General features: G+C 63.1%; 15 protein-coding genes. 12 read left to right on the top strand and 3 right to left on the bottom strand.

The genetic code is table 11. The features are described from left to right. From ACFPWW_RS07690 to ACFPWW_RS07700, 3 genes are all read left to right on the top strand, one after another. Positions 1-491 (top strand): endonuclease domain-containing protein (locus ACFPWW_RS07690; RefSeq protein WP_377311289.1); only part of this gene is annotated, 491 nt, incomplete at its 5' end. Then, on the top strand, positions 488-1,942 hold the full coding sequence (gene hydA, locus ACFPWW_RS07695) for a dihydropyrimidinase (protein WP_377311290.1): 1,455 nt from the start codon (positions 488-490) through the stop codon (positions 1,940-1,942). The genes ACFPWW_RS07690 and hydA, both read left to right, overlap by 4 nt. 5 nt (positions 1,943-1,947) lie before the next feature. Next, complete coding sequence (locus ACFPWW_RS07700; protein WP_377311291.1) at positions 1,948-2,325, top strand: hypothetical protein; 378 nt, start codon at positions 1,948-1,950, stop codon at positions 2,323-2,325. Positions 2,326-2,327: 2 nt separating this feature from the next. On the opposite strand, the gene ACFPWW_RS07705 is transcribed toward ACFPWW_RS07700, so the two are convergent. Next, entirely contained in the window at positions 2,328-2,741 is a 414-nt protein-coding gene (locus ACFPWW_RS07705; protein WP_112562753.1) for a cupin domain-containing protein, read from the bottom strand. Positions 2,742-2,835: 94 nt separating this feature from the next. Here ACFPWW_RS07705 and ACFPWW_RS07710 point away from each other — a divergent pair, with 94 nt between their 5' ends. The 7 genes from ACFPWW_RS07710 (at position 2,836) to ACFPWW_RS07740 (ending at position 12,211) form a co-directional block, all read left to right on the top strand. Beyond that, the gene (locus ACFPWW_RS07710) at positions 2,836-3,621 is read left to right on the top strand and encodes an ABC transporter ATP-binding protein (RefSeq protein WP_112562755.1); all 786 of its coding nucleotides are present in this window, start codon (positions 2,836-2,838) and stop codon (positions 3,619-3,621) included. Between the two features lie 214 nt (positions 3,622-3,835). After that, positions 3,836-4,213 carry an endonuclease domain-containing protein gene (locus ACFPWW_RS07715; protein WP_377311292.1) on the top strand — a complete coding sequence of 126 codons (378 nt, stop codon included), beginning with the start codon at positions 3,836-3,838 and terminating at the stop codon, positions 4,211-4,213. Beyond that, positions 4,210-5,094 (top strand): ABC transporter permease, encoded by an 885-nt coding sequence (locus ACFPWW_RS07720; protein ID WP_377311293.1) that lies wholly within the window; start codon positions 4,210-4,212, stop codon positions 5,092-5,094. The genes ACFPWW_RS07715 and ACFPWW_RS07720 overlap by 4 nt, the downstream gene beginning before the upstream one ends. Further along, positions 5,091-6,218, top strand: coding sequence for an ABC transporter permease (locus ACFPWW_RS07725; RefSeq protein WP_377311294.1), 1,128 nt, complete (start codon positions 5,091-5,093; stop codon positions 6,216-6,218). Before ACFPWW_RS07720 ends, ACFPWW_RS07725 begins: the two co-directional genes overlap by 4 nt. Positions 6,219-6,271: 53 nt before the next feature. Beyond that, positions 6,272-7,243: an ABC transporter substrate-binding protein gene (locus tag ACFPWW_RS07730; RefSeq protein WP_112755600.1), complete on the top strand. Its 972-nt coding sequence runs from the start codon at positions 6,272-6,274 to the stop codon at positions 7,241-7,243. A gap of 430 nt (positions 7,244-7,673) precedes the next feature. Beyond that, on the top strand, positions 7,674-8,876 hold the full coding sequence (locus tag ACFPWW_RS07735) for an efflux RND transporter periplasmic adaptor subunit (RefSeq protein WP_112705939.1): 1,203 nt from the start codon (positions 7,674-7,676) through the stop codon (positions 8,874-8,876). 14 nt (positions 8,877-8,890) lie between these two features. Next, positions 8,891-12,211: an efflux RND transporter permease subunit gene (locus ACFPWW_RS07740; RefSeq protein ID WP_377311295.1), complete on the top strand. Its 3,321-nt coding sequence runs from the start codon at positions 8,891-8,893 to the stop codon at positions 12,209-12,211. 57 nt (positions 12,212-12,268) lie between these two features. On the opposite strand, the gene ACFPWW_RS07745 is transcribed toward ACFPWW_RS07740, so the two are convergent. Then, positions 12,269-13,330, bottom strand: coding sequence for a LacI family DNA-binding transcriptional regulator (locus ACFPWW_RS07745; protein WP_112562769.1), 1,062 nt, complete (start codon positions 13,328-13,330; stop codon positions 12,269-12,271). Positions 13,331-13,485: 155 nt separating this feature from the next. Here ACFPWW_RS07745 and ACFPWW_RS07750 point away from each other — a divergent pair, with 155 nt between their 5' ends. After that, on the top strand, positions 13,486-13,683 hold the full coding sequence (locus ACFPWW_RS07750; RefSeq protein ID WP_377311296.1) for a hypothetical protein: 198 nt from the start codon (positions 13,486-13,488) through the stop codon (positions 13,681-13,683). 110 nt (positions 13,684-13,793) lie between these two features. Beyond that, positions 13,794-14,480 (top strand): Crp/Fnr family transcriptional regulator, encoded by a 687-nt coding sequence (locus tag ACFPWW_RS07755; RefSeq protein WP_112562773.1) that lies wholly within the window; start codon positions 13,794-13,796, stop codon positions 14,478-14,480. A gap of 41 nt (positions 14,481-14,521) precedes the next feature. On the opposite strand, the gene ureG is transcribed toward ACFPWW_RS07755, so the two are convergent. Continuing rightward, positions 14,522-15,133: an urease accessory protein UreG gene (gene ureG / locus ACFPWW_RS07760; RefSeq protein WP_112705943.1), complete on the bottom strand. Its 612-nt coding sequence runs from the start codon at positions 15,131-15,133 to the stop codon at positions 14,522-14,524. Positions 15,134-15,140 lie beyond the last annotated feature (7 nt).

Genomic DNA, 15,140 nt, shown 5'->3' on the forward strand with positions numbered 1-15,140 from the left:
CCCGTCGGGGAGAAGGTGCCCGAAGGGCGGATGAGGGGGCTCCGGGCGCGACGAAAATCATCAAACAGGACATTCGCAAGCATCGCCCGGAGAAAACCGGACAGGCCAGATCACTCCGCCGCAACGAAACCGAGGAAGAATACCGCCTCTGGAGCGACCTGCGCGCGCGCCGCCTGAACGGCTACAAATTCACGCGCCAAGTCCCGCTCGGCCCCTTCATCGTCGATTTCCTCTGCCGCGACGCACGCTTGATTGTTGAAATCGACGGCTTCCAGCATGCCGAGAGCCTCAGCGATCAACACCGGACCGAATGGCTCAATGCCAATGGCTATTCTGTCCTGCGCTTCTGGAATCAGGAAACCGCGCGAGAACGACGCTCGGTTCTCGAAACGATCCTGGCTGCACTAGAGGGCAGGCTGCAGCTTAGCTCCGAACTGCCGAGCTTTTATTCGCCTGCCAAATTCACGGACACTAACGGGGAACGATCATGACAACAGTCATCAAGAACGGCACCATCGTCACGGCCGACCTCACCTATAAGGCTGACGTGAAGATCGACGGCGGCAAGATCGTCGAGATCGGCCCGAACCTTTCCGGCACCGAGGTGCTGGACGCCACGGGCTGTTTCATCATGCCGGGCGGCATCGATCCGCACACCCATCTCGAAATGCCCTTCATGGGCACCTATTCCTCCGACGATTTCGAAAGCGGCACGCGCGCGGCCCTCTCCGGCGGCACGACCATGGTCGTCGATTTCGCGCTGCCCTCGCCCGGCCAATCGCTGCTCGAAGCGCTGACCATGTGGGACAACAAGTCGACGCGCGCCAATTGCGACTATTCCTTCCACATGGCGATCACCTGGTGGGGCGAGCAGGTCTTCAACGAGATGAAGACCATCGTTCAGGACAAGGGCATCAACACCTTCAAGCATTTCATGGCCTATAAGGGCGCGCTGATGGTGAACGACGACGAGATGTTCGCCTCCTTCCAGCGCTGTGCCGAGCTTGGCGCCCTGCCGCTCGTGCATGCCGAAAACGGCGACGTCGTCGCCTCGCTGTCGGCCAAGCTGCTCTCCGAAGGCAATAACGGCCCGGAAGCGCATGCCTATTCGCGCCCGGCCGAGGTCGAGGGCGAAGCCACCAACCGCGCCATCATGATCGCCGACATGGCCGGCTGCCCCGTCTATATCGTCCACACATCCTGCGAACAGGCGCATGAAGCGATCCGCCGCGCCCGCCAGAAGGGCATCCGCGCCTATGGCGAGCCGCTGATCCAGCACCTGACGCTCGACGAGACCGAATATTTCGACAAGGACTGGGATCACGCCGCCCGCCGCGTCATGTCCCCGCCCTTCCGCAACAAGCAGCATCAGGACAGCCTCTGGGCCGGTCTCGCCTCCGGCTCGCTGCAGGTGGTGGCGACGGATCACTGCGCCTTCACCACGGCGCAGAAGCGTTTCGGCGTCGGCGATTTCACCAAGATCCCGAACGGCACCGGCGGCCTGGAAGACCGCATGCCGATGCTCTGGACCTATGGCGTCAATACCGGCCGGCTGACGATGAACGAATTCGTCGCCGTCACCTCCACCAACATCGCCAAGATCCTCAATATCTATCCGAAGAAGGGCGCCATCCTCGTCGGCGCCGATGCCGACCTCGTCGTCTGGGATCCCAAGCGCTCCAAGACCATCTCGTCGAAGAGCCAGCAGTCGGCGATCGATTACAACGTCTTCGAAGGCAAGCAAGTCACCGGCCTGCCGCGTTACACGCTGACGCGCGGCGTCGTGGCGATCGAGGAAGATACGGTCAAGACCCGCTCGGGCCATGGCGAATTCGTCAAGCGCGAGCCTGTCACCGCCGTCAGCAAGGCGCTGTCGACCTGGAAGGAGATCACCGCGCCGCGCAAGGTCGAGCGCACGGGCATCCCGGCAAGCGGCGTGTGATAGCAATGCGCGGCCATCTGTTTCTGACGATCGTTTCCCTGGCCGCGCTTTCCACCGCGGCACATGCTGACACGCTGCCCATCAAGGGCAGCTACGGCAACAAGGATGGCTGCTCCTACGCCAAGAGCGGCGAAAGCACCGGTTCCGATACCTTCTTTCTGCTGACTTCCGAGGGTATCACCACGGCGGCCTCTTACTGCGAAATCAAGAAAGTCCTGAAGACCGAAGGCAAGGACTTCACCGCCACGGTCGCTTGCCAGGCAGAGGGCGAAGAGGGCAGTAGCGACGACACCGTCAGGATCATATCAGGGCCTAAAGGCTACACGATCGGGTTCGTGGCCGATGCCGCAATCAACTGGGGGCCGCTGCCGCTATGCAAATGACCTCACGCCGGCACCAGCTGATCCAGCTCGGGCAGCAGGACGACGCTCTCCTGCTCGTTCGGATCGGTGCGCGCAATGATCGCCGTGCAGGGCGTGCTGCTGAGGTTCGCCGGCAGATGCGGCACGCCGGCCGGGATGTAGAAAAGCTCGCCCGCATGCACGATTACATGGTTTTCCAGTCTGTCGCCGTACCAGGTATGGGCCTCGCCGGAGAGCATGTAGATCGCCGTCTCGTGCGCCTCGTGCAGGTGCGCCTTGGCGCGCACGCCGGGCGGGATCGTCAGAAGATGCATGCAGATGCCCTTGGCACCCACCGTCTCGGCAGCGATACCTTCGAAATAGCTGAGCCCCTGCTTGCCGTCATAGCTGTGGTTGGGGCGAACAATATGGCAGGTGGGCTTTGATTTTGCGTCCATCCTCTTCCTCCAGGGACTGTGCTGCCGGTCAGACCGGCGGCAATAATATCACGGAAAACCGCGCCGGCGCGGCGAAAACAAGACTGGTTCATTGATGCAAGCACCCTCCGTCGTATCCGCCAAGGATCTCTGTCTCACCTACCAGACGAATGACGGCGCGGTTCATGCGCTTGCCGATGTCAATCTCGACATCCGCAAGGGCGAGTTCGTCTCCTTCATCGGCCCGTCCGGCTGCGGCAAGACGACCTTCCTGCGCGTCATCGCCGATCTCGAGCGCACGACGTCAGGCGAAATCGCCATCAACGGCATGACGCCGGAAGAGGCCCGCAAGGCGCGTGCCTACGGCTATGTTTTCCAGGCGCCGGCGCTTTACCCCTGGCGCACGATCGAGAAGAACATCGCCCTGCCGCTGGAAATCATGGGCTATTCCAGGCCCGATCAGAAAAAGCGCATCGCCGAGGCGCTCGATCTCGTCGAACTCGCAGGTTTCGAGAAGAAATTCCCCTGGCAGCTTTCCGGCGGCATGCAGCAGCGCGCCTCGATCGCCCGCGCGCTTGCCTTCGACGCCGACCTGCTCCTGATGGACGAACCTTTCGGGGCGCTGGACGAAATCGTCCGCGACCACCTGAACGCCGCGCTCCTGAAACTCTGGGCGCGCACCAACAAGACGATCTGCTTCGTCACCCACTCGATTCCCGAAGCCGTCTACCTCTCGACCAAGATCGTCGTCATGTCGCCGCGCCCCGGCCGCGTCACCGACGTGATCGACTCGACCCTGCCGAGCGAGCGCCCGCTCGATATTCGCGAGACGCCGGAATTTCTCGAAATCGCCCATCGTGTTCGCGAGGGGCTGCGGGCGGGGCATAGTTATGAGCAGTAGATTGAGCGCTCCGGGCTTGACAAAGGCCCCTCCCCAACCCCTCCCCACAAGGGGGAGGGGCAGACCCGCTGCACCCTCCTCTTTCAATCCCGAGTTCGCAATTGGCAGCAAGGTCGAGATATGCACGCCGAGATGGCGGCGCCCGCCTGAGCCCCTCCCCCTTGTGGGGAGGGGTTGGGGAGGGTTTTTTTCCTCAACAGGAATGGAGGCCTGAATGCCACATTCCAACATCAGGCCCCAAACCCGCGAAAGAGCCCGCCGACCTCGCCGCGAACTGACAAAAGCAGAATCCGCCATGTGGAACATGCTGCGCGACCTGCGCCCCTACGGCGCCCGCTTCCGTCGCGAAACCCCGATCGGTCCCTATATCGCGGATTTTGCATGGCTCTCCTCCCGCCTGATCGTGGAAGTCGACGGCGACAGCCATGAAACCGAAGGCGGTCGCCGCCACGATCTTGCGCGCGACGCCTTCCTGAAAGATCAAGGCTTCACCGTACTGCGTTTCGACAATGCCCAGCTGCTTGATGGTCCAGACCATGTCTTCGTCGAAATACAGAAACATGCGGCGCCGCACCTGAAGGAACCCGCATGAAACCCGACACAATCAAGGACAAGATCGTCCCCGTCCTCACCATCCTGCTGGTCCTCGTCGCCGTCTGGTATGCGGCCGCCGTCATCCTGAACACGCCGTTCCAGCGCGACATGGATACGCGCAACAACGTCACCTCGACCACGATGGAATTTATCGGCAAGACGCTGTCTCAGCCGAAACCCGTCCTGCCGGCGCCGCATCAGGTGGCGCAGAACGTCTTCGAAAACACGTTCCTCAGAAAACTCTCCAGCAATCGCAGCCTCGTCTACCACGCGGGCGTCACCCTCTCCTCCACCGCGCTCGGTTTCGCCTTCGGCACGCTGCTCGGCATCGTCATTGCCGTCGCCATCATCCACATCAAGGCGCTCGACCGCAGCCTGATGCCCTGGATCATCGCCTCGCAGACCGTGCCGATCCTGGCGGTGGCGCCGATGATCATCGTCGTGCTCGGCTCGATCAACATTACCGGCCTGATCCCCAAGGCGCTGATATCGACCTATCTCTCCTTCTTCCCGGTTGCTGTCGGCATGGTGAAGGGCCTGCGCTCGCCCGAGGTCATGCATCTCGACCTGATGCGCACCTATAACGCGACACCAGCGCAAACCTTCTGGAAACTGCGCGTGCCGGCCTCCATTCCCTTCCTCTTCACGTCGATGAAGGTGGCGATCGCCGCAAGCCTTGTCGGCACCATCGTCGGCGAACTGCCGACAGGCGCCGTTGCCGGCATCGGCTCGAAGCTGCTGGCCGGCTCCTATTACAGCCAGACGATCGATATCTGGGCCGCGCTCGTCGCGGGCTCGGTCCTGGCGGCCATCCTCGTCACGATCGTCGGCCTCGTCGGAAAGATCGTCGATCGCGCAATGGGCGGGAGACCGGCATGAAGCGGGCGGCACTTTCCTGGCAGGGCCTCGTCGCCCTTGTCTGCACGATCGCAGCCATGTTCACGCTGCCGCTCTATGCGGCGGGAGCCTCTGCGCCCCCGTCATCGGCCACATCGGCGCTGATCGCCCTGCTCGCTATCGCCGCGGCGCTGGTTTCCTTCGCGCCCATCTCCAGAACGCTCGCCGCGACCGCCCTCTTCGTCGGCGCTCACGGCGCGGCCTGGCTGCTGCTCGCCACATTGCCGGGCAACGAGGGCTTGGCGACCTCCTCCTTCTTCCTGCTGCTTGTCGCCGGCTGGCTGCTCGCCTCGCGCTGCGTCACGGAACTGTCCGAACTCCAGCCGCCGGCGCCTGCCGGCAGATGGCTGCTGCGTCTCCTCATTCCCGCGATCTTCGGCGCCTGGATCCTCATCGTCTGGGAGGCGGTCTCGCGCGGAGCCGGCATCCCCTTCGTCATCCTGCCGCCGCCAAGCGCGATCTGGACGCGCATATCGGGCTCCCTGCCGATCCTGGGCGAGGATATCAGGCAGACGATCTTCAAGGCGGTTCTCGTCGGATATGTCATTGGCTGCGCGAGCGGCTTCGCGGTCGCCATCCTCGCCGACCGCTTCGCTTTCCTGCGCCGCGGCCTGCTGCCGATCGGCAACATGGTCTCCGCCCTGCCGATCATCGGCGTCGCACCCATCATGGTCATGTGGTTCGGCTTCGACTGGCAGTCGAAGGCCGCCGTCGTCATCATCATGACCTTCTTCCCGATGCTGGTGAACACGGTTGCCGGCCTTGCCGCTTCCGGCAACATGGAGCGCGACCTGATGCGCACCTACGCATCGAACTACTGGCAGACGCTCGTAAAGCTCCGGCTTCCGGCCGCAATGCCCTTCATTTTCAACGCACTGAAGATCAACTCGACGCTGGCGATGATTGGTGCCATCGTTGCGGAATTCTTCGGAACGCCGATCGTCGGCATGGGCTTCCGCATCTCCACCGAGATGGGGCGCATGAATGTCGACATGGTCTGGGCCGAGATCGCCGTGGCGGCGCTTGCAGGCTCGATCTTCTATGGCGTCGTCGCCCTTGCCGAAAGGGCGGTGACTTTCTGGCATCCGTCTATCCGTGGTGGTTAGGCGCGCCCCGGCCCTGCAAGGGGCCTGGGCATAACTTCAGAGGGAATGAGAAAATGAAAAAGTTGATGGTTGCAATGATGGCGAGCGCCATGTCGCTTGCCGCAGCCCAGGCGATGGCCGCCGACAAGGTCACGCTGCAGCTGAAATGGGTCACGCAGTCTCAGTTCGCCGGCTATTACGTCGCCAAGGACAAGGGCTATTACGAAGAGGAAGGCCTCGACGTGGATATCAAGCCCGGCGGCCCCGATATCGCGCCTGAACAGGTGATCGCCGGCGGCGGCGCCGATGTGATCGTCGACTGGATGGGCGGCGCGCTCGTTGCCCGCGAAAAGGGCGTTCCGCTCGTCAACATCGCCCAGCCCTACCAGAAGTCCGGCATGGAAATGATCTGCCGCAAGGACGGACCGGTCAAGACCGAGGCCGATTTCAAGGGCCACACGCTCGGCGTCTGGTTCTTCGGCAACGAGTACCCGTTTTTCGCCTGGATGAACAAGCTCGGCCTGAAGACCGACGGCGGCCCTGACGGCGTGACCGTGCTGAAGCAGAGCTTCGACGTGCAGCCGCTGCTGCAGAAGCAGGCCGACTGCATCTCGGTCATGACCTATAACGAATACTGGCAGGCGATCGATGCCGGCCTGAAGCCGGAAGACCTCACCGTCTTCAACTATACCGCCATGGGCAACGACCTGCTCGAAGACGGCCTCTATGCGATGGAAGACAAGCTCAAGGACCCGGCCTTCAAGGAAAAGATGGTCAAGTTCGTGCGCGCCTCCATGAAGGGCTGGAAATACGCCATGGAAAACCCGGACGACGCGGCCGAGATCGTCGTCGATGCCGGCGGCCAGGACGAGAACCACCAGAAGCGCATGATGGGCGAAGTCGCCAAGCTGATCGGCGACGGCACCGGCAAGCTCGACACCACGCTCTACGACCGCACGGCCAAGGCCCTGCTCGACCAGAAGATCATCAACAAGGAGCCGTCGGGCGCCTGGACCCACGACATCACCGACGCGGCGGCCAAGTAGGGCGGCCAAGTAGGGCGGCCAAGTAACGGCCTGCCGCCGGCAGGACAGGACGCGCGGGAGCTTTTCCCGCGCGTTTTTTTGCGCCGGATGGAAAAAATCGCCCGCACCTGTCGCATTTGTCGGGCCTCAAACGTCAAAGCATCGGGGAGCCGATCAATCATCGTCATGTTCACATAACCCTGAGGTGATTGATGAGCCCCGCAATGGTGATTAATATTGTCTCATGGGGAATTATTTTCTGCCGGGCTTGCATGTGGAGCAAATCGATACCACGTACTAGCCGGATTTGCCGGATCAGGGACGATAGGTTCCGGCGAATGGGATGCGGGTAAATACCTCTGAGATTTGGAAGACGGCATTCGCCCGACCGCGAGCCTGTTCGAGGACCCGTGAGCGAGGCCGATCCCGTCAAGAGATTGGACGACGACGCATGGCACTGAAGCCGCACGCATTACTACGCGCCTCCACTTTCCTTGTCGCCGCTTTTGCGGCCGCCGCCGTATTCGCCCAGGAACCCAAGGCCAGCCAGCCGCAGGCCCAGGCTCCGCAGAACCTGCCGGCAATCGTCGTCACCAAGGCGAGCGAGCGAGCGCTGGTCGACCGCGTCATCGGCACGGGCACGGTCCGGCCGATCGAAGAAGTTTATATCCAGCCCCAGGTGGACGGTCTGTCGATCCGCGCCCTGAATGTCGATGTCGGCGATGAAGTCACCGCCGACAGCACGCTTGCGACCCTGAACGACGACGCCCTGGTTCTGGAGAAGAGCCAGATGATGGCGACCAAGGCCAAGGGCGAAGCGACCCTTGCCCAGCTGCGCGCCCAGCTCGCCGAAGCGCAGGCCAATGCCGAACAGGCGCGCCAGCAGCAGGCCCGCGCCCAGGAAATGGGCAAGAAGGGCACGGTTTCCACCGCAACGGTCGAACAGGCCGATGCGACGGCCGCCGCGGCGAACGCCCGCGTCAGTTCCGCCGAACAGGCGATCGAAGTGGCCGAAGCCGATCTCAAGGTCGTCGACAGCCAGATCGCCGATGCCGACCTGAAGCTTGCCCGCACGGATGTGAAGACCCCGGTCGCCGGCGTGGTTTCGGCCAAGAACGCCAAGATCGGCGCGATTGCCGCCGGCAACGCCGATCCGCTCTTCACCGTCATCAAGGACGGCGCGATCGAACTGGTTGCCGATCTCTCCGAAACCGACATCCAGAAGATCAAGGTCGGCCAGAAGGCGATCGTGACCGTGGCCGGCGGCAACAGCAAGATCGAAGGCAAGGTTCGCCTCGTCGCCCCGATCGTCGATCAGACGACCCGCCTCGGCTCCGTTCACATTGCCATCGACGATGAAAGCGGTGCCCGCGCCGGCATGTACGGCAGCGCCGAGATCATCATCGCCGAAACCAGGGCGCTCGCCCTGCCGCTTTCAGCCGTCAACACCAGCCGCAACGGCTCCTTCACCCGCAAGGTGGAGAATAACGTCGTCAAGCAGGTGGATATTGGAACCGGCATTCAGGATAGCGGTTTTGTGGAAATCACCAGCGGCCTGAAGGCTGGTGACGTGGTCGTAGCCAAGGCCGGCGCCTTCGTGCGTGACGGCGACAAGATCGCTCCGGTGGCGGAAGAATCCGCCGCATCGAACTGACTGAGGTTAGCTCCATGAACTTCTCCGCCTGGTCGATCCGCAATCCGATCGCACCGCTGCTCGGCTTCGCGTTGCTGCTCTTTGTCGGCATCCAAGCCTTCTACGCGCTGCCGATCACCCGTTTTCCGAACATCGACGTTCCCGTCGTCTCCATCACCGTGACCCAGAGCGGCGCCTCGCCCTCCGAGCTCGAAATGCAGGTGACGAAGGAAGTCGAGGATGCCGTTGCCTCGATCAGCGGCATCGATGAAATCCAGTCGACCGTAACCGACGGCCAGTCGCAGACCGTCGTCGTCTTCCGCATCGAAAAGCCGACGGCAGAGGCCGTGCAGGACACCAAGGACGCGATCGACAAGATCCGCTCCGACCTGCCTGCCGGCATCGAGGAGCCGATCGTCTCCAAGGTCGATGTCGAAGGACAGGCGATCCAGACCTTCGCCGTCTCCTCCCCGAACATGACGCTCGAAGAGCTCTCCTGGTTCGTGGACGACACGATCAAGCGCGCCCTGCAAGGCCAGCCGGGCATCGGCCGTATCGACCGCTACGGCGGCTCCGACCGCGAAATCCGCGTCTCGCTCAATCAGGACAAGCTGAACGCCTACGGCATCAACGCCGCCGACGTGAACCAGCAGCTGCGCGGCACGAACGTGGACCTCGGTTCCGGCCGCGGCCAGGTGGCCGGCAACGAACAGACGATCCGCACGCTGGGCGACGCCCGCAGCGTCGCCCAGCTGACCGACACGTCGATAACCCTGCCGAACGGCCGTTTCGTCAAGCTCTCCGAACTCGGCACGATCACCGATACCTATGAAGAGCCGAAGTCCTTCTCGCGCTTCAACGGCACGCCCTCCGTCACCTTCGCCGTCTTCCGCGCCAAGGGCGCCAGCGAAGTCTCGGTTGCCGAAACCGTGGCCGCGAGCCTCGACGAGGTGCGCAAGGCCAATCCGACTGTCGCCATCCAGATGGTGGACGATTCCGTCTACTTCACCTACGGCAACTACGAGGCGGCGCTGCACACGCTGGTGGAAGGCTCGATCCTTGCCGTCATCGTGGTCTTCCTCTTCCTGCGCAACTGGCGCGCGACGCTGATTGCCGCCGTCGCACTGCCGCTGTCTGCGATCCCGACCTTCTGGATCATGGACCTCATGGGCTTCTCGCTGAACCTCGTGAGCTTCCTGGCGCTGACGCTGGCGACCGGTATTCTGGTCGATGACGCGATCGTCGAAATCGAAAACATCGCCCGCCATATCAAGATGGGCAAGACGCCCTATCGTGCGGCACTCGAAGCTGCCGACGAAATCGGCCTTGCCGTTATCGCCACCAGCTTCACCATCATTGCCGTCTTCGTGCCGGTCTCCTTCATGCCGGGCATCGCCGGCCAGTACTTCATCCAGTTCGGCCTGACCGTCGCCTTCTCCGTCTTCTTCTCGCTCATGGTGGCGCGTCTCGTCACGCCGCTGATGGCGGCCTACCTGATGCGCGCCGAAGACGGCATGGAAGACCATCAGGACAATGACGGCCTGCTGATGAAGGCCTATACGCGCCTTGTCACCGGCACGACCCGCAAATGGTACTGGCGCTACACGACGCTGCTTGCCGCCATCGGCTTCCTGGTCGGCTCGATGATGCTTCTGAGCCAGGTGCCGGGCAGTTTCATGCCGCCGGACGATTCCTCGCGCGTCGTTCTCTCCGTCGAACTGCCGCCCAACGCAACGCTCGACGAAACCGCCGCCACGACCGACAAGATCTATGACGCGGTGCGCGGCATCGACGGCGTCGAAAGCGTCTTCATCCTCGGCGGCGCTTCGCCGAAGGGCGATCTGGAATTGCGCCGCGCCACCGTGCGCGTCATCCTCGGCAATATCGACCATTCGCTGGTCAAGACCCTCGTCAACAAGGGCCTCGGCGGGCTGCCGATCATCGGCCAATATGTGCCGAAGATGGAAGAGCACGGCCGCACGCGTCCGCAGTGGGATGTGGAGAAGGATATCTTCGCCGCCGTGCGCTCCATTCCGGATGCCCGCATCTCCAAGGTCAACGATCGCGCCGAACGCGACCTGTCCTTCAACTTCCTCTCGACCAACGAGCAGGATCTGAACGATGCGGTCAGCCTGCTCGAATCCAAGCTGCGCGCTTCGCCGATCCTTGCCAACGTCTCCTCGGAAGGCGCCCTGCCCCGGCCGGAACTGCAGATCCGCCCGCGCATGGCCGAAGCTTCCCGCCTCGGCATCACGCCGCAGCAGATCTCCGAGACGGTGCGCGTCGCCACGATCGGCGATATCGACGCCAACCTTGCCAAGATCTCGCTCGACGACCGGCAGATCCCGATCCGCGTCCAGGCCTCGCTCGATGTCCGCCGCGATCTGGCCTCCATCCGGGCGCTGAAGATCAAGACCTCGACCGGCGCCTCCGTACCGCTCTACAGCGTCGCGGATGTCGATTATTCGGAAGGTCCGAGCTCGATCAAGCGCAACAACCGCAACCGCGTCGTCGCCATCGGTTCCGACGTGCCCTTCGGTACCGCGCTCGATACGGCGTCGGGCGAGTTCAAGCGCATCGTGGCGGAGACGGAACTGCCCAAGACCGTGCACCTGGCCGAAAGCGGCGACGCCAAGGTCCAGGCCGAACTGGTCGGCAGCTTCGGCAACGCCATGCTGATGGGCCTGCTGCTGGTTCTGGTCGTGCTGATCCTGCTCTTCAAGGACGTGATCCAGCCCTTCACCATCCTATTCTCCCTGCCGCTTGCGATCGGCGGCGTGGCGGCAGCGCTGATCATCACCCAGAACGCGCTGTCCATGCCGGTGCTGATCGGCATCCTGATGCTGATGGGCATCGTCACCAAGAACGCCATCCTGCTGGTGGACTTCGCCATCGAGATGAAGCGCCACGGACTGGAACGCGTTCATGCCATGGTGGAAGCCGGCCGCAAGCGCGCCCGCCCGATCATCATGACCTCGATCGCCATGTCGGCGGGCATGCTGCCGTCTGCGCTCGGCGTCGGCGAAGGCGGCTCCTTCCGCGCACCGATGGCGATTGCCGTCATCGGCGGCATTATCGTCTCGACCGTGCTGTCGCTGGTCGTCGTGCCCTCCTTCTTCCTGATCATGGACGACCTCTCCCGTCTGCTCGGCTGGCTCTTCGGCCGCCTCGTCGGCAAGAAGGAAGAGGAGGAGCTCGCCATGTCGCGCGAGGAACTCACCCGCGAGCTCAAGACGAGCCAGAGCACGATCGATGCCCTGGAAGAGCGCCTGGCCGCGATCGAGAAGCCGGAAAGCAAGCGCAAGACCGGCAACGACACCAACGTGCTGCGCCTGCCGCCCTTCGCGGCCGAATGAGGCGGCAATCATAAGACGAGAGGCCGGGCATCGACCCGGCCTTTTTGTTTTGCGAACCTATCGCGGCCTTGGCGCCGCGGTGCTGTCTCTCACGACAAGTTCCAGATCGAGCGCCTCGTGATTTTGCGGCAGCGCATTTTCGAGGATCGCCGTTACCGAACGCCGTGCGATTTCGGCAAAGGGTTGCGCCACCGTGGTCAGGCGCGGCAGCGAGGTGGCGGCTTCCGGCACGCCGTCGAAGCCGACGACGGATACGTCCTCGGGGACCTTCAGCCCCCGCTCCGCCAGCCACTGCATGGCATGGAGCGCAACCTTGTCCGACATCGCCAGAATTGCCGTCGGCGGATTGCCGGCGGAAAACAGCGCCTCCATCGCCGCCAGCGTGCTCGGCCTGTCATGCAGGGTTCCCTGGATCGGGACGGCGTCGCGCGCGATGCCGTATTCCGCCAGGGCCTGCCAATAGCCGTGCATGCGGTCGCGCGGGGTCGCTTCCATTTCAGGATCGACGCGCTCGGGCGCCACCCGGCCGACCAGGCCGTCGACATCGCCGATCGACAGGATTGCGATATTCCGGTGCCCGAGTTCCAGAAGATGCCGCGCCGCCGCCGCCCCGCCCGCTACATTGTCGATGCCGATTGCCGGGATGGTCTCGTCCTCGATGCCGAGCGCCAGCGCGATGAACGGCAGCTGCCGCTGACGGGTGAGTTCCACAAGCCTCTCTCCGCCTTCCACGCACAGCAGAATGAAACCGTCGACGAGCGCGCTGTTGATGTTCCAGGCAAGCCGTTCCTCGTTCATCGCCGAGACGACGGCAATGCCCGTGCCGCTGGCGTCGCAGACCTCGCCGATCGCCGTCATCAGCGACCGCGCCCAGGGATCGTCGAAGAAATAGGTGAGCGGCTCGACGGCGGCCACGCCGATCGCGTTCACCCGCCCTGCCCTCAGCAGCCTGCCCTTGATGTCGGGTCCGCCGTAACCGAGCTCGCGGGCGACATTCAGCACCCGCTCGCGCACTTCCTCCCGGACCACTTCGGGGCGGCTGAAAACATTCGATGCCGTCCCCTGCGATACGCCTGCCGCCTTGGCGACATCGGCCAGCCTCACATGTCCTTTTCCCAATGCCGCTCCTTGCAGGTCCGAGTCCGGTTCACTCTAGCAAAGGATTGTATCGGTTCAAAATAAACTTGACAGCGTCCGGGAGGAAGCGCAGGATTGAATCGGTTCAATTTCTCCATCGAGATTTTGAATCGATTCAATATTGTGGAGACGAAGCCATGATCCCGGTCAGCTCGCTTTTCAAGGATCTCTATGAAGACCGCTGGGGCAACCCGCGCGATGGCCAGCCTGTCGAACAGCCCGAAAGCGGCAAGCGCCTGTTCATCCTGCTGCCCTTCATGCGCAGGTTTATCGCCGGCCGCAAACTCCCGAACGCCTGGTCCTTCACCATCCCGGTCGATCGCCGCTTTCGATAAACGTGCCGCGAAAGCGTTTGATCAAAATCAACTCCCCCGCGTCTCGCTTCCCCTATCCTTGCATCATCAAGGGGGACATTGGCGGCCTTGACCGCTGCCGGAGGCGCAACATGAACAGGATGCTGATGCAAGGCAGCCGCGAACGCGCGCTGCTTTCCAGAGCCGGAATACTTGCAGACCTGGAGAGCGTGGAAGCGGAGGCGCTGCGCGCCTGCTCCACCGTGATCACGTCTGCTTCACACGACATTCTCTTTCAGGAGGGCGAGCCTGGCGTTTATTTCTACAGCGTGCTGGAGGGCTATGTCCGGCTCTTTCGCCTGAACGGCGAAGGTCGCGAGGCGGATATCCGCATCTGCGAGCCGGGCGACAGTTTCGCCGAATGCCTGATCCAGGCCGGCGGCACCTATCGCTACGGCGCCCAGTCGATGGACAATACCGTGCTTGCCCGTTTCCATATCGGCAAGGTGCGCGCCCTCCTGGCCGAACATCCGCAGATCGGCACCGCGATCATGCGCAGCCTGTCGCTGCATCTGCTGTCGGCGATGGAGTGCCTTGCCAACGACCGGATGCAGACGGCGCCGCAGCGCGTGGCACACTATCTGCTCGCAAACTGCGTGGAAGACGGCGCAACAACGGCATCGCTACGGCTGCCCTTCCCGAAAAACCTGCTCGCCCGCAAGCTGGGTCTGGCGCCGGAGGCACTGTCCCGTGCCTTCTCGACGCTGAAAGCGGCCGGCGTGACCGTGCGCGGCCGCTTCATCGCCATCAGCGACGTCAACATGCTCAAACGCATCTGAGCATCGGCAGTTCGAGCAGAGGGAGCATCCTCACGGATGCCCTAAAGGCCGCCCTGCACGCGCAGGAAATCGACGATCGAGCCGATGCCGTCGCCCCGCTTCATGTCGGAAAAGACGAAAGGGCGGCTCGCCCGCATGCGGGCGGCATCCCGGTCCATCACCTCGAGGTCGGCCCCGACGTAAGGCGCCAGATCCTTCTTGTTGATGACGAGCAGGTCCGAGCGCGTGATGCCCGGCCCGCCCTTGCGCGGGATTTCCTCGCCCTGGCAGACGGAGATCACGTAGATGGTGATGTCGGCAAGGTCGGGCGAGAAGGTGGCCGCCAGATTGTCGCCGCCGGATTCGATGAAAACGACGTCGAGATCGGGAATACGCTCGTTGAGATTGGCAATGGCCTGCAGGTTGATCGTCGCATCCTCGCGGATGGCCGTATGCGGGCAGCCGCCGGTCTCGACCCCGACGATGCGCTCGGACGGCAGCGCCTGCATGCGCACCAGCGCTTCGGCATCCTCGGTCGTATAGATGTCGTTGGTCACGACGGCGACGGAATAGTCGTCGCGCATCGCCTTGCAGAGCTTTTCGGTCAGCGCCGTCTTGCCCGAGCCGACCGGCCCGCCGATGCCGACGCGCAGGGGTCCGTTTCTTGATTTCATGTGCCTT

Origin of the sequence: Rhizobium sp. GCM10022189 (genome assembly GCF_042656325.1) — a bacterium.
Classification (GTDB): domain Bacteria; phylum Pseudomonadota; class Alphaproteobacteria; order Rhizobiales; family Rhizobiaceae; genus Rhizobium.